This is a genomic window from Arenimonas soli, from assembly GCF_014643775.1.
Classification (GTDB): domain Bacteria; phylum Pseudomonadota; class Gammaproteobacteria; order Xanthomonadales; family Xanthomonadaceae; genus Arenimonas; species Arenimonas soli.
In genome coordinates this window covers 41,580-60,922 of sequence record NZ_BMKC01000002.1, presented here as the reverse complement: position 1 = coordinate 60,922, position 19,343 = coordinate 41,580, and the positions used below count along the sequence as shown (strand labels likewise).

The following is a 19,343-nucleotide window of genomic DNA, read 5'->3' as shown; positions in this document are numbered from 1 at the left end:
GCACCATTCTTGGTGCCGGGGCTGCGTCGAGGCTCCCCAAAACCGGCGGGATCACTCCCCAAAACCCTTGCCGTCTCCCCGAAACCCGCGAAGCCAGGCTGCTCAGCCTCCGTGCGGCCGGCCGTCGCCCGCCCGGAACGCGCTGGGCGTGCAGCCGGCCAGCTCGCGGAAGACCCGGTTGAACGAGGCCAGCGACGCGAACCCGGAATCAAGCGCCACCGCCAGGATCTTGTCGCCGGCCGTGGCCGGGTCGCGCAGCCGCCGCTTCGCCTCCTCGACCCGGTAGCCATTGACGAACCCGCTGAAGTGGCCGTGCCCGAGGCGATGGTTGATCACCCGCCGCACGGTCGGTTCGGGCAGGCCCACCCGGAGCGCGAACGCCCTGATCGTGAGCGCCGGATCCAGGTAGAGGCGACTTTCGCGCATCGTCCCCTGGATCCGCGCCAGCAGCGCCAGTTCGGGGTCCTTCCCTGGGTCGGCGGCCGGTTCGTGGGCGGGGGGAGTGCTGCGAATGGCAGTGGCGAGCGACGGTTCCGCGCGCAGCAGCCATATCGCCAGACCGCTGCCCATCACCAGAACAAGACCGTTTTGCAGCAGCAAGAAGGACGCGGGCCGCCAGCCGTAGCCCTGCAGCGCGTCGACCGCGAAGTCCAGCGCGAGGAAGGCCAGCAGCACCAGCGCGAACAGTGGCCGTGCGCGCCGCCGCCGCTCGACCAGGTCGCCGCGCAGCTCGACCAGCACACGCCAGCCGGCATGCAGCACCAGCGCCGTGCCCAGCCCGACCAGGACCGGAGAAAGAGGGATTCCCCCCGGCCTTGGGCCGAAGTACTGCTTGTCGACCACCACCAGCAGCAACCAGGTGCCGATCACCGCGGCGGCGGCACCACGCGAGCGAACACCGCCGTCGAACAGCACCAGGCAGAACAGCCAAAGCGCCGGAGCGGCCATCCGGCTGCAGAACGACGAGATCGACCACAGCGGTTCCGGCAGTTCCGCCGCGTCGAAGGCGGTGTTCACCCCGAGGAAGCCGGCGACACCGAGCGCCAGAGGAAGGAAGGCCCGGGCAAGCGCCGCGCGCGGTGCCGAGGCCAGCAGCACGCAGGCCGTCATCAGAAGCACCGCCGCGCCCGCGGCGCGCAATACGATTTCCAGTGGCATCGCGGTTTCCGGCCAGGTCGCGGAATCTTAGCCTGTGGCCGTTTCCCCGTCTCCAGCCGCCCCCTGCCCGGCGGGCCAGGTGGCCCTGTTCCGGGCGGGGCTGGCCAATCCCGGTCCTGTGCGGCTCGCGAGGGTAGAATGACGGCGCTTCAGGGCCTATAGCTCAATGGTTAGAGCAGGGGACTCATCGAAAGGTGTCGCCGTCCAGGAATGGGCGGACGAGAACGGGATGAATTCAGGGAAACCGCAGCGGCGTGGCGACACGGACGGCGGCAATCCTGAGCCAAGCCGGCGGTACACCGCCGGAAGGTGCAGAGACTACCTGGGGGCTGGAGTGCCCTTGATCACAGGCTAGAGCGTCCCGCACCCCACCCGCTTCGGCGAAGGGTGAAGAGATAGTCCGCGCCGGGGGAAACTCCGGAACCACGCGAATCCCTTGGTTCCAGGTTCGAGTCCTGGTGGGCCCACCAATCCGACGCCTTACGGAATCGCCTCGACGAACGGCTTGATTCCCAAACTCCGGAAGATGGCATCCGGCCGGTGCACCCGGTCGCCGCGCACCACCAGCACGCCGCGACGCAGGGCCGAAATGTCCTGCAGCGGATCGCCGTCGACCACCAGCAGGTCGGCGGCCTGGCCCGGCGCGATGCGACCCACCTTCACCCCGGTGTCGGCGATATCCGCCGCCGACGAGGTGGCCAGCCGGATGACCTCGGCATTGGGAATGCCCGCCCTGGCATAGAGCTCGAGCTCGTGATGCAGCGTGAACCCGACAACGGCGTCGGTGCCGGGCACCAGGCGCACGCCCGCGTCGTGCAGCCGGCGGATCATGCCCAGCTGGGCGTCCGCCGCGGCGGCATAGCGGGCGGCATTTTCGTCATCGATGGCAAGCCGGCCGGTGCGGGCCGCGCGCTGCACGCTGGGCGGCAGGTGGTCGACCACCTTGGCCAGGATCGGCGAAAGCTCGCCCGACCGGTGGCGGAACATGTTGTCGAAAATGGCGACCGTCGGATCCACCACCACGTCCCGCTCCTTGAGCAGGGCGATGAAGTCGCGCACCTGGGTACTGTCCAGGTCCAGGCTGCCGCCTTTTTCGGCCACCTTCAGGAAGCGCGCCGGCGTCCGCGTGTCGGTTTCTTCGTCGGCCAGGAAGTTCAGGAACAGCATGTTGACGTGCTGGATCTCGTCGAAGCCCTGGCGGACAGCTTCCTCGGCGGTCATGAAGGCGGGGATGTGGCCGGAAAGGCGCATGCCATGGCCGTGGATGCGTTTGGCGATCGGCGACACCCATTCCGGCGGGATCGACGAGTAGATCTTGATCTGCGGATAGCCTTGGGCGGCGTAGGCGTCGATTTGCTCCAGGGCCTGTTCGAGGGTATCCACCGGCGCGCCGGTCGGTGCCGTGTAGGGGCTCTTCTTGTCGATGAAGCCAGAGCGCTGCAGTCGCGGCCCGACCAGCTCGCCGCTGGCGAAATCCTTCGCAAGCCCCATCACCACCTCGTGGTCGTTGCCCAAATCGCGCACGCCGGTCACGCCATTGGCGATGTGCAGCAGGCCGTCGTCCGCGCCGGCATGCACGTGCATGTCCCACAGGCCGGGCAGCACCACCCGGCCGCCGGCGTCAATGCTGGCCAGTCCGGCGCAGTCGACCTTGGCCGGCGTGCCCACGGCTTCGATCACCCCGTCGCTGACCAGGATGTTCGAAGCCGCATTGAGCTCGCCTGCATCGACGTCCAACCAGCGTGCGCCAAGCAGGCACCAGCGGCCCGGCATCGACTGGGTCAGTTCCTCCGCGCGCCGGCGGAGCCAGGCCGCTTCGGCGTCGTCCTGCAGGCGTCCGGCTTCCTTGAAGACGCCGGTGGCGCCCTCGGGCGCCAGGCCCATCCAGCCGTAGCTCAAGGCAAACAGCTCGTTGTTGTCGTCCAGCCAGATGAAGTCGGGGGTGAAGCCCAGGCCGGAGATGGCGTGCAGCGTGGCGCGCACCGGCTGGCCCTTCACTTGGAAGGTATGGCTTTGCAGGGCCTCGATGCGCGCCTCGCCGGCCGGCAGCAGGTCCAGGCGCTGGTCCTTGGCCCGGAGCAGGGCGCGGGCGAGCAGCGCGGTCTGGTCCGGGGTGCCTTCGGCCGCGGCGTAGAACACCGGGCCTTCGGGCTGCTGCCTGCCGCTGTCGAGCGTCGAGGTCCATTGGGCCGTGGCACCGTCGCGCTTGAATTCCTCCTGCACGGACGCGCCCATGTAGGTGCGCCCTTCGACCGTTATCGCCACGGGCAATCCGGCGGCATCGAGCTGGATGTGTTCTTCGATCTTCGGCCCGCGCCCCCGGTCGCTGAACTCGAAGCTGCTGTGCCGCTGGCCGTCTTCGCCGATGCGCGTCACCAGCGAACCGCTGGGTTCGCCCTGGGTGAGCCAGTCGTAGCGCAGCTCGCGGGTCTCGCCGGCGTGCACGGCGGGCGCGATGAACAGCAGGGCGAACAGTCGGATGGACATGGCAAGGATCCCCGGGGAGCGTCGGCAAACCCTACCCCAGCCGGTCTGGACCCGATACGGGTACAAAGTCATTCCTGCATGCACGCCCTGCGGCCGGCCGCGTGGCGCCGCGGGCCACTCACCTCAGGTTTATGGCCGGTGCGAGACAGTCATGGGCCAAGACCACCCGGAGACGAACATGACCAAGATTCCTGCCGATTCATTGATCGTAGTCGCCGACGGCGCGGGCGCCCGCGTGTTCCGCAACGAGGGCAACGAACACAAGATCAAGCTGCACCAGTTCGACATCCTCGAGCTGGGCGAAATGATCGACGGCCCCGCGGGCAGCATGCCCAAGGACGCCTCCGACCAGCAGATCGTCGAGGCCACCTTCGCCAAGCAGCTGGCCCAGGTGCTCAACGACGGCGCCCTGAACCACCGCTACGAGCGACTGGTGCTGATCGCCGACCCCACCACCCTGGGCCGCATGCGCCCCCTGCTGCACCAGGAAGTGCAGCAGCGTGTCGTCGCCGAAGTGGCCAAGACGCTGACCAACTCGCCGGTGGAAGACATCCAGAAGACCCTGCAGGCGCTGGACTGAGGTTTCCGGGCGGGGCGGGTTGACATGCAAATGCGAATCATTATCATCAAGGTCGATTCCCCAAGGAGCCGGCCATGCACGCCCCCCAGCCCGAACCCGCCCAGATTCCCTCGGCCCACCGCAGCAGCGCCCAGGCTGACCACGACAGCCGGGAGCTGATGCGTGGCAGCCGCGAAGTGCTCATCCGCCACGGCGACCAGGTCTACCGCCTGCGCCACACCCGCAACGACAAGCTGATCCTGGTGAAGTAGGCCCGGACAGGGCGGGCATAATGGGATTTTCCGTCCGAAGAAAACCCCGCCGATGCCTTTGCTGGAAACCGTCGAACAAGAAACTGGCGCCAACCCCGCCTGGACCATCCTTTGGCTGCACGGCCTGGGTGCCGATGGCCACGATTTTGCGCCCATCGTTCCCGAGCTGCTGCGGCCCGGCTGGCCGGCGCTGCGCTTCGTGTTCCCGCACGCGCCGGTGCGTCCGGTCACGCTCAACAACGGCGTGCCGATGCGCGCCTGGTACGACCTCAAGAACCTCGACCTCGACCAGCGCGCCGACGAATCGGGCGTGCGCGAATCCATCGCCCAGGTCGAGGCGCTGATCGCGCGCGAGAACGCCCGCGGCGTGCCGCCCGAGCGCCTGCTGCTCGCGGGGTTCTCGCAGGGCGGCGCCATCGCGCTGGCCGCCGGTGTTCGCCGCGAGCGCGCCGTCGCCGGACTCATCGGCCTGTCCACCTACCTGCCCATGGGCTCGACCACGAAAGCCGAAGCCACACCGCAGGCCCTGGCCACGCCGGTTTTCATGGCCCACGGCACGCACGACCCAGTGGTGCCGGAAGGCTTCGGCGCCCGCAGCCGCGACCTGCTCAAGACCCTGGGCATGGACGTGGACTGGCACAGCTATCCCATGCAGCACAACGTCTGCGCCGAGGAGATCCGCGACCTGGGCGACTGGATGGACCGGCGATTCAAGGCCGGCTGAACTGGAAAACCAAGGAGCCGGCATGCGCTACGCACGTCATGGAATCGCTTTGGTCCTGCTGTTGCCCGTAGCGCAGTCAGCCATCGCTGTCGATGCAGCCGAAAACGAAGCGTCGGACGGGGAGGCCAGCCCGCCGGTGGTCCTGTACCAGAAGGCGGTCGCGCAGGCGGCCGCAGGCGAACCCGACGCCGCCATGCAGTCGCTTGCACAGGCGGTCGCCGCCGGTTACCAGGGCGACCGCGCCTTGCGCAACGACCCGGCGCTTGCCGCCCTTCGCGAGCGCGAGGACTGGGCGGCGCTGAGGGCGGACTTCGAAGCTCGCAACCCGTGGCTGGCCGTTATCGACTTCAAGCCTCGCGCCGGTTCGCCCTGGACCGAATATGCCGCCGGCTGGACCGCGTTGGCCGAGGGCAACGCGCCGAGCCCGGAGCGAGGCGCCGACCCCTCGACGGTCGGACATTTCGGACAGCTGCAGGCCCAGCGCGCCAGCCTGGTGGGCGACTACGACTACGCGCATGCAAACTACTTTGGCGGCATCCCGAAAGCAGATGCCGCCAGGTTGGGGCTGACGGGTCTCTACCCGGCGCTGCCGGCGCTGGCCCGGCTGGTGGAAGGGCGGAACGTCGTGATGTTCAACGAAACCCACGGCCACTCCAACCAGCGCGCGGCGAACTTCATGTTCGTGCGCGAGCTACGCAAGCTCGGTTTCACCCACCTGGCCCTCGAAACCTTGGCCTACACGCGAACCACGGACCATCCCTGCGCAAGTTCGGTAATTACCGACGACCAACTGCATTCGCGCGGCTACGCGACAAGCAAGACCGGCTATTACACGGACGATCCGGTCTTTGGTGAACTTGTGCGCATGGCCCTCGCAGAAGGCTATACGCTGGTCGCGTACGAACACGGCTTTCCCGACCCGCAAAGCCCTGCTCGGGAACAGGAGCAGGCGCGCAACATCGCCTGCGTATTCGAGGGGTCGCCCGACGCCCGCATCGTCGTGATCGGGGGCGGCGCCCATATCTCCAAGGCGCCCGACGACCGCAGGCCTCCGGGCATGATGGGCATGCGACTGGCCGCCATGCTGGAAACCGAACCTCTTGCCATCAGCAATGCGGTCTCGCGGCTGGAGGGGTTCAGCCCGGGCCGCGCCAACCAGGGCTATGTCACGCCATCCCAGGACGGCGAGCTGGCAGGCCAGCCGTATTTCGCAGACAACCGGGGCGGTGCGATTACCCGCCGGGGTTATGACCGCACCGCGTTCATCCCGCTGCCGGAAGACCGCTCCGCCGACGCCGGCTGGCTTCGCCTTGGCGGCTGGCGCGTGCCCGCGCCGCAAGTACCACTAACCTGCGAAAGAGCTCCTTGCCTGCTCGAGGCCCGCCGCGTCGGCGAAGACCCCGAGGCCGTGCCGGGCGATCGCTGCGTCATCGAAGCGGCCGGCCAGTCCTGCCAGCTTTTCCTGGCGCCGGGTGACTACGAGGCCACGCTGCTGGACGCCGACAGCCAGCGATCCGCGCCGGTACGGCTGCTCGTGGAACGCGCCGGCTGAGCCGGCGTCGTCTCTGGGGCATACTTCGGGGATGAAGCTGCTTATCGTCGACGACGAACCGCTGGCCCGCGAGCGCCTCAAGGCGCTGGTGGGCGAGGTGGGCGGGCACGTCATCGCCGGCGAGGCCGCCAATGGCCGCGAGGCCGTCGAGCAGGCCGAAGCCCTGGCGGTGGACATCGTGCTGCTGGATATCTCGATGCCGGTGATGGACGGCCTGGAAGCCGCCCAGCACCTGTCCGGGCTGCGGCCGGCGCCGGCCGTGGTGTTCTGCACCGCCTACGACCAGCACGCGCTGGCGGCCTTCGAAGCCGCGGCCGTGGACTACCTGGTCAAACCCGTGCGCCGCGAACGCCTGGCCGAAGCGCTGGAACGTGCCCGCCGCCATCGCAGCGCCCAGCAGCTGCCCGGACCCGGCGGCGGCCCGCCGCGCCAGCGCAGCCACCTCAGCGCCCGCCTGCGCGGCAGCCTGCGCCTGATCCCGGTGGACGAGATCCGCTACCTGCAGGCCGAGGAAAAATACGTCGTCGTGCACCATGCCCGCGGCGAAGACCTCATCGAAGAATCACTGAAGTCGCTGGAAACCGAATTCGGCGAACGCTTCATCCGCATCCACCGCAACTGCCTGGTCGCCGCCGACGAGTTCGCCGAACTGCGCCGCGGCGCCGACGGCCAGGTGCGCGCGATGCTGCGCAACGACGATGCCGCGCTCGAGGTCAGCCGTCGCTGCCTGCCGACGCTGCGCGAACGCTTGAAACACCTCTAGGGGGAGGACGAATGGAAAAGATCCGCCTGGCCACGCGCGAAAGCGCGCTGGCGCTGTGGCAGACCGAACACGTGGCCGCGCTGCTGCGCGAGGCGCATCCGGGGCTGCAGGTCGAACTGGTGCCGATGACCACGCGCGGCGACCAGGTGCTGGACCAGCCGCTGGCCGAGATCGGCGGCAAGGGCCTGTTCCTGAAGGAGCTGGAGGTGGCGATGCTGGAAGACCGCGCCGACGCCGCCGTGCATTCGCTCAAAGACGTACCGATGGATCTCGAGGCGGGTTTCGCGCTGGCCGCGGTGCTCGAGCGCGCCGATCCCTTCGACGCCTTCGTGTCCAACACCTATGCCGGCTTCGAGGAGCTGCCCTTCGGCGCCCGCGTCGGCACCTCGTCGCAGCGCCGGCAGGCGCTGCTGCGCGCGCACCGGCCCGACCTGGTCATCGGCGACCTGCGCGGCAACGTCAACACCCGCCTGGCCAAGCTCGATGCCGGTGACTTCGATGCCATCGTGCTGGCCTGCGCCGGCCTCGAACGCCTGGGCATGGGCGCGCGCATCCGCGAACGCTTGCACGCCCCACGCTTCATTCCCGCTGCGGCCCAGGGCGCGGTGGCGGTGGAGGTGCGCGCCGGCGACGCGGCAACGGCTGCGTTGTTCGCGCCGCTGCACCACGCCGACACGGCGGCGTGCACCAAGGCCGAACGCACCATGACCCGCCTGCTGGGCGGCAGCTGCCGCGTGCCGATCGCTGCCTACGCCACGCTCAAGGGCGACAAGCTGTCGCTCGAAGGCCTGGTCGGCGACGCAAAAACCGGCAAGACCGTGCGCGGTTACGCCAGCGGCCCCGCCAGCGAGCCGGACAAACTCGGCGAACAGGTCGCCGACATGCTGGTCGCGCGCGGCGCCGACGCGCTGTTGCCTTAGTAGTAGAGCATCACGAGGTGCCTGGCCTCGGCGAAGAACAGCCAGCGCTCCACCAGCGCGCCCAGCAACGAGGCCAGCACCGCCACCGCCAGCACGGGCGTGGCGGCCGCGGGGAACATCCAGGCCAGCCAGCAGCAGGCCGCCGGCACCAGGCCGAACAGCAGCACCGCGATCACCCGCAGCTTGCGTGAATGCTTGCGCGCCAGCACGAAGCCCATTTCAGTGGTCAGGTAATTGGCCTCGGTGTGCGGGCGTTCGAACACGCTCACCTCGCGTCCTTCCGGCAGGCCCAGCGCCGACGCCTTGCTGACCGGCAGCGGCCTGCGGTCGATGCCGCGCCAGTACAGCCACTTCATGAAAGCCACGATAAACGCCAGGCCGCCCGCCACCACCAGCAGCGGCGCGATCGCCACGCCGCCGGCCAGGCGCTGGCCCAGCAGCATCAGCAGCAGCCCGCAAAGCAGCGCGAATGCCAGGTAAACCGGCAGCACCAGCGGGTGCCGCCAGGCCGGGATGGGCTTGAGCGACGCGTAGATCATCGCCGTGCAGACCACGGTGGCCAGCGCGAACAGCAGCGCGGTCCAGATAACCCAGCGCACCTCGTCGGGCAAACCCGCGCCGGCTTCCACGCCGCGCAGTGGCGCCGACAGCCACCAGGCCAGGGCTCCCACCGGCAGGTAAACCAGCACCGCCATTACGCCCTCGCGTGAAAGCCAGGACGTGCGCCACTGCGAAAACGCCCGCCAGGCGCGCTGCGGCTGCCCCAGGTGGCCCAGCGAGCTGAGCAGGCCAGTGGTGAAGAATGCCGTCGCCGCGGCCAGCAGCCCCAGGAACAGCAGCGGCGTATTGCCCATCAGCGCCCCGGGCCGCTCGAAGGCCAGCAGCAGCATGGTCCAGGCCAGCAGGCCGTAGCCGGCGCCCGACAGGGTGGAAAAAAACAGCACGGAAAAGGCGGGATGCATGTCAGCGGCTCAGGGCGCGGTCGAGCCAGCGCAGCAGTGGATTGAGTTGCGACGGGTCCACGGTTTCGCCCGGGGCTTCAGGCTTGGCCGCGGCTTCGCCCGGAGGGCCGGCGCGGCGCGGGCGCGGCGGCAGGTAGCGGTTCACCGGCGCATAGCCCAGCTCGGGCATCAGCGGCACGCCGCCGCGTTCGGCCACCAGTTTCGAAACCTTCGAGTCCGGGTCGCCCAGGTCGCCGAAGTGGCGCGCGCGGGTCGGGCAGGCCTGCACGCAGGCAGGTTCGCGGGACACTTCGGGAATGGACTCGTTGTAGATCCGGTCCACGCACAGCGTGCACTTCTTCATGACCCCTTCGACGGGGCTGGTTTCGCGCGCGCCGTAGGGGCAGGCCCAGCTGCACAGCTTGCAGCCGATGCACTTGTCCTCGTCCACCAGCACGATGCCGTCTTCGGCCCGCTTGTAGCTGGCGCCGGTGGGGCAGACGGTGACGCAGGCCGGCGTTTCGCAGTGCAGGCAGCTGCGCGGGAAGTGCAGGGTGCTGGCGGGCTGGTCGGCGGTGGCGGCCACGTCGTAGCTGTGCACGCGGTTGAACCACACGCCGCTGGGGTCCTTGCCGTAGGGCCGCTCGTCGGTCAGCGGCCCGGCGATGCCACCGGCGTTCCATTCCTTGCACGACACCGCGCAGGCATGGCAGCCCACGCAGGTGTCGAGGTCGATCACCAGTCCCAGCTTCTTGCCGCCTGGTTTGGGCAGGGCGGTCATCAGAACGGGAAGAACTTCGGGATCAGGTACACGGCCATGCCCCAGAACATCAGGTTCAGCGGGATGCCCATCTTCATGAAGTCCACGAACCGGTAGTTGCCGGCGTTGTAGACCATCGTATTGGTCTGGTAACCCACCGGCGTGGCGAAGCTGGTGGACGCGGCGAACAGCACCGCCACCAGGAAGGGCGTGGGGCTGACGTCCATCGAAACGGCGGTGGTGAAGGCGATGGGGGTGATCAGCACGGCCGCGGCGTTGTTGCTCATCAGTTCGGTCAGCAGCGCGGTGGTCAGGTACACCGCCGCCAGCACGGCCAGCGGCCCGAAGCCGCCAACCCAGTTCACCGAAAAGTCCGCGATGCCCTGGGCCAGGCCCGACTTCTGCATGGCGATGCCCAGCGGCAGCACGCCGGCCAGCAGCACTATCACGCGCCAGTCGATGGCCTGGTAGGCCTGGTCGTTGCCGATGCAGCGCGTGGCCACCAGGGCAATGCCGCCCAGGATCGCCGAGGCGACGATCGGCAGCCAGCCCAGGCCGGCGACGGTGATGGCCGCGGCCATGATGCCGATCGCCAGCCAGGCCTTGCGCTTGGGCAGGGCGGCTTCCTCGCGCTCGTTGAGCACGATCAGGTTGTGGTTGGCGCGCAGCACGTTGAGCTCGGACTTGGGCGACAGCAGCAGCAGGACGTCGCCGACGTTGAGGTTCACGTCCCGCAGCTTCTCGCGCAGCACTTCGCCGCGGCGGTGCACGGCCAGCACGGTGGCGTTGTAGGTCCACTGGAAGTCCAGATCGAGCAGGGTATGGCCCACCAGGCGCGAACCCGGCGCAACCATGGCTTCCACCAGCACCTGCGACTGGTCGCCGTCCTCGCCGCTGAACTGGCTGTCCTGCAGCTTGAACTCGGGCTCGAAGTCGAGCTTGCTGCTGTCCTTGAGCGTCTTGATCTTCTCGAGGTTGCCGCGCACCAGAAGGACGTCGCCCTCGCGGAGCTCTTCGCCGCGCGGCGACCAGTGCTTCTGCTCGCCGCGCATGAGCTCGAGCACGTACACGGAATGTTTTTCGCCCAGCTGCGCCTGCGCCACCGACTGGCCGATCAGGGGCGACTCCGGCATCACCCGCAGTTCGGTGATGTACTTGCCCAGCTCGTAGGTTTCGGTGATGGCCGCCGGCGCGTGCTTGGGCAGCAGCCAGCGCCGCATCAGCAGCAGGTACACGAAGCCCACCGCCATCGTGATAAGCCCCACCGGCGCGAAGTCGAACAAACCAAAGCCCGGGTGGCCCAGGTCCTTGGCCATCGAGTTCACCAGCAGGTTGGTCGAGGTGCCGATCAGCGTGCACACGCCGCCCATCTGGGCCGCGTAGGACATGGGGATGAGGATCTGCGAGGGCGACTGCTGGTTGGCCGTCGAGGCCGCCAGCACCAGCGGCAGCAGCACCGCCACCGCCGCGGTGTTGTTCACGAAGGCCGAAATCGGGCCGACGACCAGCATGATCAGCAGCATGAACAGGAAGCCGTTCTTGACCCGCCCGAACAGCCGCCCCAGCGAGGCCAGCGCGCCGGTATGCGCCAGGCCCGCGCTGAGCACGAACATCGCCGCCACGGTGATCGTGGCTTCGCTGGAAAAACCCGACAGCGCCTCCACCGGCGTCACCAGGCCCAGCACCAGCAGGCTGGCCAGCACCAGCATGGCCACCACGTCCACCGGCAGTTTTTCGGTCACGAACAGCGTGACGGCGCCCACCAGCACCAGCAGCGTCAGGATGGCATCCATTTCCATCGTCAGGATTTCCTGAAATCGGCGCCGTAGCGCAAGGGGGCATTGTCGCCGTTATCGCCCAGCGCGGCGAACTGCGGATGGCTTTCTTCGACCGGGTCGGCCCGGTGGATGGCCACGCGCAGGTCGAACCAGGCCGCCTGGCCGGTCACCGGGTCGGCGTTGGCGTAGCCGCCATCGGGCAGCTTGTCGGAAATCAGGTGGTTGAGCAGGAAGCCCTTGGTGGCCTCCGGCGCATCCGCGGCCAGCTTCCAGGCCCCGCGACGCTTGCCGATCGCGTTCCAGGTCCACACCGTGTCCGGCTGCACGTTGCCGGCCAGCCGGCACTGCACGGTGATCCGGCCGTGGTGGGAATCCACGTGCACCCAGTCGTCGTTGGCCAGGCCGTGCCGCGCGGCGGTGTCCGGATGCAGGTACAGGAAATTGCGCGCGGTGATCTGCCGCAGCCAGGCGTTCTGCGACCCCCAGGCGTGGTACATGAACGGCGGCCGCTGGGTCACCGCGCTCAGCGGGTAGCGCTTGAGGTCGAGCTGGCTGCCTTCGAAGGGTTCGTACCAGGTCGGCAGCGGGTCGAAGTAGGTGGCCACGCGTTCGCGTTCGGCCTCGGGCGGCTGCACCGGCCCGTGGCCCAGCGCCGCAAGCCGGAACTTCTGCAGGGTTTCCGAATACAGCTGCAGCACCACCGGTTCCGCCTTTGCGATGAAGCCCATCCCTTGCGACCACTCGAGATAGTCGCGGTTGGCCATCTTGAAATAGCGGCCGGCCGCGGGCACCTCTGCGCTCCAGAAGCCGCCGTTGGCGCGGTAGCGGTCAAGCTGGTCCGGGTTGGGCGCGCCCTTGCCGTGCTGCGTGCCGTCGCCGCGCCAACCGGCCAGCAGGCCGACGCCGGGCGCCCGCTCATGGTTGACGATGTAGTCGGCGTAGTCGCGGTAGCGCGGGCTGCCGTCGTCCTTCACCAGCGCCGGCAGGCCGATGCGTGCGCCCAGGTCCAGCAGCACGTCCTGGAAGCCGCGCACGTCGCGGCCTTCGCGCTGGGTGCTTGCATCGAGCACCGGGTGCCGGATGGCGTCGGCGGCGCGGTCGGCGTCGGAAATCGGCCGGTCCAGCAGCGAAATCGCGTCGAAGCGCTCCAGGTAGGTCGTGTCCGGCAGCACCAGGTCGGCGTAGGCGACCATTTCGCTGGCGTAGGCGTCGGAATAGATGATCTTCGGGATGCGGTACTCGCCGGCCTCGTCCTTGTCGGTCAGCCAGCGCATGGTCTCGGCGGTGTTCATGGCCGAGTTCCAGCTCATGTTGGCCATGAACAGGAACAGCACGTCCACCGGCGCCGGGTCGGCGGCCCAGGCGTTGCGGATCACCGTGTGCAGCATGCCGTGCACGGCCAGGGGATAGCGCCAGGAATACGCGTGGTCGATGCGCCGCGGCTGGCCGTCGGCGTCCACCAGCAGGTCTTCGGGCCCGTGAATGAAGCCCAGCGGCGCGGCGTCGAGCGCGCCATTGGCCTGCCTCGTCTTGCCGGGCCGGTTGGCCGGCGGCACCGGCCGCGGGAAGGGCGGCTGGTAGCGGAAGCTGCCGGGCGTATCCACCGCGCCCAGCAGCAGCTGCAGCAGGTGCAGCGCCCGGCAGGTATGGAAGCCGTTGGAATGGGCGCTGATGCCGCGCATGGCGTGGAAGGACACGCCGCGGCCAACCATGCGTTCGTGGCGCACGCCGTGCACGTCGGTCCAGGGCTGCTCGATCACCACCGGTTCGTCGAAGGCGGCCGCGGCCAGCTCGCTCGCCAGCCGGCGGATGGTCGCCGCTGGCACGCCGCAGCGGTCCGCGACGGCGTCGGGCGAGTACTTCGGGTCCAGGTAACGTTCGGCGACGAGGTGGAACACCGGCACGGCCTGGCGGCCGTCGGGCAGGGTGAATTCACCAACAACCGCCGGGGAAAGGCCCGTGGCATCCGCAGGCGCCACGCCTTCCGTTCCCGCAGGCGCGCCAGCAGCCGGGGAACGGTTCCAACACAAGCCCCGCCCCTGTCCATTCCGCGCAAACAAGCCGTCGTCCGCCCCACCCGGATCGCGCACCACCAGCCAGTGCGCGTTGGTGTACCGAACTAGGTAGTCGAGGTCGACCTTGTCGGCCTTGAGCAGTTCATGGATCAGCGCGAACGCCAGCAGCCCGTCGGTGCCCGGCCGGATGCCCACCCATTCGTCGGCGATCGCCCCGTAGCCGCTGCGCACCGGGTTCACGGCCACGACCTTGGCGCCACGGCCCTTCATGTGGCCCAGGCCCAGCTTGATCGGGTTGGAATCGTGGTCTTCGGCCACGCCCCAGAGCATCAGGTACTTGCTGTGCTCCCAGTCGGGCTCGCCGAACTCCCAGAAGCTGCCGCCCAGCGTGTACAGCCCGCCGGCGGCCATGTTCACCGAACAAAAGCCGCCGTGCGCGGCGTAGTTGATGGTGCCGTACTGCTGCGCCCACCAGCCGGTCAGGGCCTGGCTCTGGTCGCGGCCGGTGAAGAAGGCCAGGCGGTCGGGGTCCCTGGCGCGGGTCTCGCGCAGCCAGCCGGCGGCCAGGTCCAGGGCTTCGTCCCATTCGATCTCGCGGAACTTGTTTTCGCCGCGTTCGCCCACCCGCAGCAGCGGCTTGTCCAGCCGCGCCGGCGAGTAGTGCTGCATGATGCCGGCCGATCCCTTGGCGCAAAGCACGCCGCGGTTCACCGGGTGCGCCGGGTTGCCTTCGATGTAGCGCACGCGGCCTTCGCGCAGGTGCACGTTGATGCCGCAGCGGCAGGCGCACATGTAGCAGGTGGTCTGGCGGACCTGGTCCCCCACCGGCTTTTGCAGATCGAGGACGGGCTCGTGCATGGCGCGCATTGTGCCGGTCGCGGGCGGCGGGTGCGAGGCCCGGCGCCCACGGTGGCGGGGCAGGGGCCGGAACTGCCATCCTAGGCGCCTTGCCGCCCACCGCCGGACCCGACCCCCATGGACCGCTACGAGCGCATCCTCGCCCTGCACCGCAGCCTCAAGACCGCCCGCTACCCGGTGCCGATCAAGCGCCTGATGGAAGAACTGGCCTGTTCGCGCGCCACGCTCTACCGCGACATCGCCTTCCTGCGCGACGCCCTGGGCGCGCCGGTGGAAAGCGAAGGCGAGGGCAGCATCCGCTACGACGAAAAGGAAGCCGAACGCTTCGAGCTTCCCGGCCTGTGGCTCAATTCCGACGAACTGCACGCCCTGCTGGCCGCGCACCAGCTGCTCGACCGCACCGGCCAGGGCGTGCTTTCCAGCGCGCTGGCGCCGCTCAAGGGCCGCATCGAGTCCCTGCTGGCCCAGCAGGCCGGCGGCAAGCGCTGGCCGGTCGAACGCGTGCGCGTCATCGCTTCGGGCGTGCGTCGCCGCGACGAACTGGCCTTCCGGCTGGTCGCCAGCGCGGTGCTCGAGCGCCGCCAGCTCGAGTTCGACTACCTGGCCCGGTCCACCAACGAACGCACCCATCGCAAGGTGTCGCCGCAGCGACTCACGCATTACAAGGACAACTGGTACCTCGACGCCTGGGACCACGACCGCGAAGGCCTGCGCAGCTTTTCCGTCGACCGGGTGCAGCACGCGCGCCTGCTCGACCCGGCCGCGCGCGACATCCTGGACGAGGAGCTCAACCAGCACCTGGCCTCGAGCTACGGCATCTTTTCAGGCGCCCCGAAGGGCATGGCCACCCTGGTCTTTTCGGCCAAGGCCGCGCGCTGGGTGGCCGACGAACACTGGCATTCCAAGCAGGAAGGTCGTTTCCTGCCCGACGGCCGCTACGAACTGAAACTGCCCTACAGCAACGCCAAGGAACTGCTGATGGACGTCATGCGCTACGGCGCCGATGCCGAAGTGATCGAGCCGCCGGCCCTGCGTGCCCAGGCGCGCACGATGCTGCAGCTGGCGCTGTCGGCGTATGAGCGCTGAGGCGTCCCGGCCAGCCGCGCCTGTGCGCGGCAAGCGCGTGGCGCTGGTGCTGGGCGCGGGCGGCGCCCGTGGCATCGCCCACGTCGGCGTCATCGAAGCCATCGAAGCGCGTGGCTACAAGATCGCCGGCATCGCCGGGTCGTCGATGGGTTCGCTGGTGGGCGGCATCTACGCCGCCGGCCGGCTGCAGGAATATTCCGACTGGGCCCGCGGCCTTCAGCGCGGCGACGTGCTGCGCCTGCTCGACTTCGTCTATGGCTTCCCGGGCCTGATCCGCGGCGACCGGGTCATCGGCGCCCTGCGCGAACTGGTCGGCGACCATCTCATCGAAGACCTGCCCATGCCCTACGTGGCCGTCGCCACCGACCTGGCCAGCCAGCGCGAAGTCTGGCTGACCCGCGGCAAGCTGTTCGACGCCATCCGCGCCTCCATCGCCATCCCGATGATCTTCACCCCGGCGCATGTCGACGGCCGCGAACTGGTGGACGGCGGCCTGCTGGCGCCGGTGCCTATCGCCGCCACCCGGCAAATGCGCGTGGACCGCGTGATCGCCGTGGACGTCAACGGCCCGGTGCCCTGGATGAACCCGGCGCTCGAACCCCGCCACGAAGAGATCCACGCCACCCATGGCGACGACGAGGAACCCGGGGACAACGGCGGCGGTGGCAGCCTGCGCGAACGCATGGCCTCGATCTGGGATGGCATCGCCTCGTCGGTGACGCCGTCCCGCCACGCCAGCGGGCACGAAAAGAGCCGCGGCGTGATGGACCTGATGTCGCGCTCGCTCGACACCATGCAGGCGCACATGTCGCGCGTGCAGCTGGCCCAGGACCCGCCGGACCTGCTTATCCAGATGTCGCGCGAGACCGCCAGCTTCTACGAGTTCTGGCGCGCCAGCGAACTGGTGGACGAAGGCCGCGCCGTGGCCGGAAAGGCGCTGGACGCGGCCGGCCTGTAAGCCCCCGCCGGTTTACTGGAAGCCCGGCTGCCCGACCTGTTCGGCCTTCTGCGGCACCTTCAGGATGGTTTCCGGGTCGTAGCCCCAGGCGGCGAAGCGCTGGCGCAGGTCCTGGTACAGGGCCTCGTCCATCACCGGCTTGCGCGAGAAGATCCAGGCCAGCTTGCGCTTGGGGTGGCCGATGAGCGCCCAGGAATAATCCGGCGCCACTTCCATCACCAGGTAGTCGGCTTTCACCAGCCCCCAGAAAAAGGCGATGCGCCACTGCGCATTGTTGGTGCCGGGCACGACCTCGGCGACGCCGTTCATGGACTTCTCGGGTTCGTCGAAGGCCTTGCGGTAGACGTAGGTGTTGGTGATGCGGCCGTCCTCGCGCAGCGTGTAGACGTCGGCGGCGGCAAGCTTGCCGCGTTCGGCGAAGTAGGGGACGTTGGCGATCACCCACCATCGGCCCATGTAGCGCTCGAGGTTGATGTTGGCGTCGGTGGTCAGGGGCGGCATGGTTCCTCCGGTGGCGGCGCAGGCGGCGAGCAGCAGCAGCGGCAGGATCAGGGCGAGACGGCGCATAGGCAGCTCCGTTCAGGGTTGTGACAGCCTATCGGGGCCGGGGCGAAGGGCGCGTCAATTCCGTCTCGGTCCCTGAGACAGGGGTTTGGGAGGCTTGCTCCACGCCAAACCTTGGAGCGTCCGATGCCCCGCCCCAGCACCTTCGCAAGCCGTCCCGAAGCCGCATTTCCCGTGCTTTCGCGCCTGCTCTGGCAGGCCCTGGCCCTGGGCGCGCTGGTTTCCCTGGCGCTGCTGGCGCTGCCGCTGGCGCCCGGCGGGGCAGCCACCTTCGGTTTCCTGCCCTTCTGGCTGCTTGCGGCGCCCGCCGCGGCCCTGCTCACGCTGCATCGCCGGTTCCTGGCGACGGCGTGGCGTGCGCACCTCGTCCGCGCCACGCCACGCCGCCGCCAGCGTTTTGGCGGCAGCCCGGTGCGCCGGTTTAGTCGCGCACGCCGAGGCGCTTCCTCTCAAGCCGCCTGAGAAACTCCCCCATGATCCGCCGGTACAGGTCTTCGCCCAGGTAGGCGTCCTCCACCCCGGCGTCGATGCTGGGGTTGTCGTTGACCTCGATGATCACCGTGCGGTCCTTCACCACCTTCAGGTCCACGCCGTAGAGGCCGTTGCCGATGGCGTTGCTGGCGCGCACGGCCAGGCGCACCACTTCCGACGGGGCCTCGCGCACCGGCAGGGTCTTGAAGCCGCCCGAGCGCACGGTGCCGGGCCTGGCGCCCGCCCTGGCCGCGTGGTCGTAGATCTGCCAGTGCCCGCGCGACATGAAGTACTGGCAGGCGTACAGCGGTTCGCCGTCCAGCACGCCGATGCGCCAGTCGAATTGAGTCGGCACGAACTCCTGCGCCAGCAGCAGCGCGGTCTGCTGGAACAGCTGGTCGGCCGCCAGCTTCAGCTGTTCCGGCGTTTCCACCTTGTGGATGCCGCGGGAAAAACTGCCGTCCGGGATCTTCAGCACCAGCGGCAGGCCCAGCAGGTCGGGCAGGGCGGCCAGCTTGCGGCTGTCGTCGCGGAACACGATCTCGGTGCGCGGCGTCGGCAGCTTGCGGCTGCGCAGGCGGTCGTGCAGGTAGATCTTGTTGGTGCAGCGCAGGATTGACTGCGGGTCGTCGATGACCACCATGTCCTCGCGCTCGGCCCGGTGGGCGAAGCGGTAGGTATGGTTGTCCACGGCCGTGGTCTCGCGGATGAACAGCGCGTCGTATTCGGCCAGGCGGGTGAAGTCGCGCCGGCCGATCGGGTCGACCTCGATGTCCAGTTCCTTGCCCGCCTCGATGAACTGCTTCAGGGCCCGCTTGTTCGAAGGCGGCATCGCTTCGTCCGGGTCCTGCAGCATCGCCAGGTCGTAGCGATACTTGCGGCGCGCCCGCGGCTTGCGCCACATCTTCTTGCTGAAGGCATCCAGCGCGTCGGCGAACGCCGTTTCCTGGTCGTCCGACAGCATGTGCAGGCTGGCCGGCTTGATCGCGGTGATCTGCCAGACCCGCTGGCGCTCGAACTCGATGCGCAGCACCGGGCAGGGGAAGGTTTCGAAGACCTGTTGGGCCAGGTCCTCGAGCGGCGCGTAGTGCGTGCGGCCGAAGTACACCAATAGGCCGAAGTCGCTGGCGTCGCGCGAACCTTCCGGCAGGAACTTGCCCAGCTGGGTGTTGAGGTCCTCGATGTCGATGCCGTACAGCGAGCGCCGGCGCAGGTCGTTGATGGTGCGCACGCTCGGGATCACCTTGTGCCCGCGCGCCTCGGCCAGCAGCGAAACGTAATAGCCGGTGCCCATGTACTTGTAGCTGCGGCACAGGTTGATCACCTGGGTGCGCTCGCCTTCGGCGGCGACTTCGCCACGCAGGTAGTCGGCGGCCGCCACCACGTTGTCGGACGGGTAGAACGCCCCCCAGTCGGAGGGTTTTTCAACAACGATGACGAGGCGGCTCATGGCGGCAGGCAGGGGGCGACGGCGCGA

Annotated in this window: 17 protein-coding genes; 9 read left to right on the top strand and 8 right to left on the bottom strand. The window is 68.8% G+C overall.

Features of this window, described 5'->3' with window-relative positions; all coding sequences use genetic code 11:
• Window positions 1-102: 102 nt before the first annotated feature.
• Both IEX13_RS08450 and IEX13_RS08445 read right to left on the bottom strand, forming a co-directional pair.
• Window positions 103-1,158 carry a helix-turn-helix domain-containing protein gene (locus IEX13_RS08450; RefSeq protein ID WP_188663188.1) on the bottom strand — a complete coding sequence of 352 codons (1,056 nt, stop codon included), beginning with the start codon at window positions 1,156-1,158 and terminating at the stop codon, window positions 103-105.
• 480 nt (window positions 1,159-1,638) lie between these two features.
• Complete coding sequence (locus IEX13_RS08445) at window positions 1,639-3,645, bottom strand: amidohydrolase family protein (protein WP_188663186.1); 2,007 nt, start codon at window positions 3,643-3,645, stop codon at window positions 1,639-1,641.
• A gap of 178 nt (window positions 3,646-3,823) precedes the next feature.
• On the opposite strand from IEX13_RS08445, the gene IEX13_RS08440 reads away from it, so the two are divergent.
• The 6 genes from IEX13_RS08440 to hemC all read left to right on the top strand — a co-directional run bounded on the left by IEX13_RS08440 (window position 3,824) and on the right by hemC (window position 8,435).
• The gene (locus IEX13_RS08440; protein WP_188663184.1) at window positions 3,824-4,225 is read left to right on the top strand and encodes a host attachment family protein; all 402 of its coding nucleotides are present in this window, start codon (window positions 3,824-3,826) and stop codon (window positions 4,223-4,225) included.
• 74 nt (window positions 4,226-4,299) lie between these two features.
• Entirely contained in the window at window positions 4,300-4,476 is a 177-nt protein-coding gene (locus IEX13_RS08435) for a hemin uptake protein HemP (RefSeq protein ID WP_188663182.1), read from the top strand.
• A 52-nt stretch (window positions 4,477-4,528) separates the two neighbouring features.
• Window positions 4,529-5,200 (top strand): alpha/beta hydrolase, encoded by a 672-nt coding sequence (locus tag IEX13_RS08430; protein WP_188663180.1) that lies wholly within the window; start codon window positions 4,529-4,531, stop codon window positions 5,198-5,200.
• A 22-nt stretch (window positions 5,201-5,222) separates the two neighbouring features.
• Window positions 5,223-6,752 carry a hypothetical protein gene (locus IEX13_RS08425; RefSeq protein WP_188663178.1) on the top strand — a complete coding sequence of 510 codons (1,530 nt, stop codon included), beginning with the start codon at window positions 5,223-5,225 and terminating at the stop codon, window positions 6,750-6,752.
• A 31-nt stretch (window positions 6,753-6,783) separates the two neighbouring features.
• Entirely contained in the window at window positions 6,784-7,515 is a 732-nt protein-coding gene (locus tag IEX13_RS08420) for a LytR/AlgR family response regulator transcription factor (protein ID WP_188663176.1), read from the top strand.
• Between the two features lie 11 nt (window positions 7,516-7,526).
• Window positions 7,527-8,435, top strand: a complete 909-nt coding sequence (gene hemC / locus IEX13_RS08415) for a hydroxymethylbilane synthase (protein WP_188663174.1) — start codon at window positions 7,527-7,529, stop codon at window positions 8,433-8,435.
• On the opposite strand, the gene IEX13_RS08410 is transcribed toward hemC, so the two are convergent.
• Genes IEX13_RS08410 through IEX13_RS08395 form a run of 4 tightly spaced genes read right to left on the bottom strand, consistent with a single transcriptional unit; the run spans window position 8,432 to window position 14,787 of the window.
• A complete protein-coding gene (locus IEX13_RS08410; protein WP_188663172.1) occupies window positions 8,432-9,397 on the bottom strand; it encodes a dimethyl sulfoxide reductase anchor subunit family protein in 966 nt (321 codons plus the stop codon). The genes hemC and IEX13_RS08410 overlap by 4 nt on opposite strands.
• 1 nt (window position 9,398) lies before the next feature.
• A complete protein-coding gene (locus IEX13_RS08405) occupies window positions 9,399-10,157 on the bottom strand; it encodes a 4Fe-4S dicluster domain-containing protein (protein ID WP_188663170.1) in 759 nt (252 codons plus the stop codon).
• Window positions 10,157-11,935, bottom strand: a complete 1,779-nt coding sequence (locus IEX13_RS08400; protein ID WP_188663168.1) for an SLC13 family permease — start codon at window positions 11,933-11,935, stop codon at window positions 10,157-10,159. The genes IEX13_RS08405 and IEX13_RS08400 overlap by 1 nt, the downstream gene beginning before the upstream one ends.
• 2 nt (window positions 11,936-11,937) lie before the next feature.
• Window positions 11,938-14,787: a molybdopterin oxidoreductase family protein gene (locus IEX13_RS08395; protein WP_229668501.1), complete on the bottom strand. Its 2,850-nt coding sequence runs from the start codon at window positions 14,785-14,787 to the stop codon at window positions 11,938-11,940.
• A gap of 117 nt (window positions 14,788-14,904) precedes the next feature.
• Between IEX13_RS08395 and IEX13_RS08390 the strand changes: the two genes are divergently transcribed.
• Together IEX13_RS08390 and IEX13_RS08385 are read left to right on the top strand one after the other, a co-directional pair.
• Window positions 14,905-15,873 (top strand): helix-turn-helix transcriptional regulator, encoded by a 969-nt coding sequence (locus tag IEX13_RS08390; RefSeq protein WP_188663164.1) that lies wholly within the window; start codon window positions 14,905-14,907, stop codon window positions 15,871-15,873.
• Window positions 15,863-16,831 carry a patatin-like phospholipase family protein gene (locus IEX13_RS08385; protein WP_188663162.1) on the top strand — a complete coding sequence of 323 codons (969 nt, stop codon included), beginning with the start codon at window positions 15,863-15,865 and terminating at the stop codon, window positions 16,829-16,831. Before IEX13_RS08390 ends, IEX13_RS08385 begins: the two co-directional genes overlap by 11 nt.
• Window positions 16,832-16,843: 12 nt before the next feature.
• Here IEX13_RS08385 and IEX13_RS08380 read toward each other — a convergent pair whose 3' ends face one another.
• Window positions 16,844-17,398: a lipocalin family protein gene (locus IEX13_RS08380; RefSeq protein WP_188663160.1), complete on the bottom strand. Its 555-nt coding sequence runs from the start codon at window positions 17,396-17,398 to the stop codon at window positions 16,844-16,846.
• Window positions 17,399-17,521: 123 nt separating this feature from the next.
• Between IEX13_RS08380 and IEX13_RS08375 the strand changes: the two genes are divergently transcribed.
• Window positions 17,522-17,857 carry a hypothetical protein gene (locus IEX13_RS08375; RefSeq protein ID WP_188663158.1) on the top strand — a complete coding sequence of 112 codons (336 nt, stop codon included), beginning with the start codon at window positions 17,522-17,524 and terminating at the stop codon, window positions 17,855-17,857.
• On the opposite strand, the gene IEX13_RS08370 is transcribed toward IEX13_RS08375, so the two are convergent.
• Window positions 17,817-19,316, bottom strand: a complete 1,500-nt coding sequence (locus tag IEX13_RS08370; RefSeq protein WP_188663156.1) for a RimK family protein — start codon at window positions 19,314-19,316, stop codon at window positions 17,817-17,819. The two genes, IEX13_RS08375 and IEX13_RS08370, sit on opposite strands and share 41 nt — an antisense overlap.
• Between the last annotated feature and the right edge of the window lie 27 nt (window positions 19,317-19,343).

Coding starts and splice junctions, on each gene's coding strand:
- IEX13_RS08450 (WP_188663188.1), bottom strand. CDS start 1,158: ATGCCACTGGAAATCGTATTGCGCGCCGCGGGCGCGGCGGTGCTTCTG.
- IEX13_RS08445 (WP_188663186.1), bottom strand. CDS start 3,645: ATGTCCATCCGACTGTTCGCCCTGCTGTTCATCGCGCCCGCCGTGCAC.
- IEX13_RS08440 (WP_188663184.1), top strand. CDS start 3,824: ATGACCAAGATTCCTGCCGATTCATTGATCGTAGTCGCCGACGGCGCG.
- IEX13_RS08435 (WP_188663182.1), top strand. CDS start 4,300: ATGCACGCCCCCCAGCCCGAACCCGCCCAGATTCCCTCGGCCCACCGC.
- IEX13_RS08430 (WP_188663180.1), top strand. CDS start 4,529: ATGCCTTTGCTGGAAACCGTCGAACAAGAAACTGGCGCCAACCCCGCC.
- IEX13_RS08425 (WP_188663178.1), top strand. CDS start 5,223: ATGCGCTACGCACGTCATGGAATCGCTTTGGTCCTGCTGTTGCCCGTA.
- IEX13_RS08420 (WP_188663176.1), top strand. CDS start 6,784: ATGAAGCTGCTTATCGTCGACGACGAACCGCTGGCCCGCGAGCGCCTC.
- hemC (WP_188663174.1), top strand. CDS start 7,527: ATGGAAAAGATCCGCCTGGCCACGCGCGAAAGCGCGCTGGCGCTGTGG.
- IEX13_RS08410 (WP_188663172.1), bottom strand. CDS start 9,397: ATGCATCCCGCCTTTTCCGTGCTGTTTTTTTCCACCCTGTCGGGCGCC.
- IEX13_RS08405 (WP_188663170.1), bottom strand. CDS start 10,157: ATGACCGCCCTGCCCAAACCAGGCGGCAAGAAGCTGGGACTGGTGATC.
- IEX13_RS08400 (WP_188663168.1), bottom strand. CDS start 11,935: ATGGAAATGGATGCCATCCTGACGCTGCTGGTGCTGGTGGGCGCCGTC.
- IEX13_RS08395 (WP_229668501.1), bottom strand. CDS start 14,787: ATGCACGAGCCCGTCCTCGATCTGCAAAAGCCGGTGGGGGACCAGGTC.
- IEX13_RS08390 (WP_188663164.1), top strand. CDS start 14,905: ATGGACCGCTACGAGCGCATCCTCGCCCTGCACCGCAGCCTCAAGACC.
- IEX13_RS08385 (WP_188663162.1), top strand. CDS start 15,863: ATGAGCGCTGAGGCGTCCCGGCCAGCCGCGCCTGTGCGCGGCAAGCGC.
- IEX13_RS08380 (WP_188663160.1), bottom strand. CDS start 17,398: ATGCGCCGTCTCGCCCTGATCCTGCCGCTGCTGCTGCTCGCCGCCTGC.
- IEX13_RS08375 (WP_188663158.1), top strand. CDS start 17,522: ATGCCCCGCCCCAGCACCTTCGCAAGCCGTCCCGAAGCCGCATTTCCC.
- IEX13_RS08370 (WP_188663156.1), bottom strand. CDS start 19,316: ATGAGCCGCCTCGTCATCGTTGTTGAAAAACCCTCCGACTGGGGGGCG.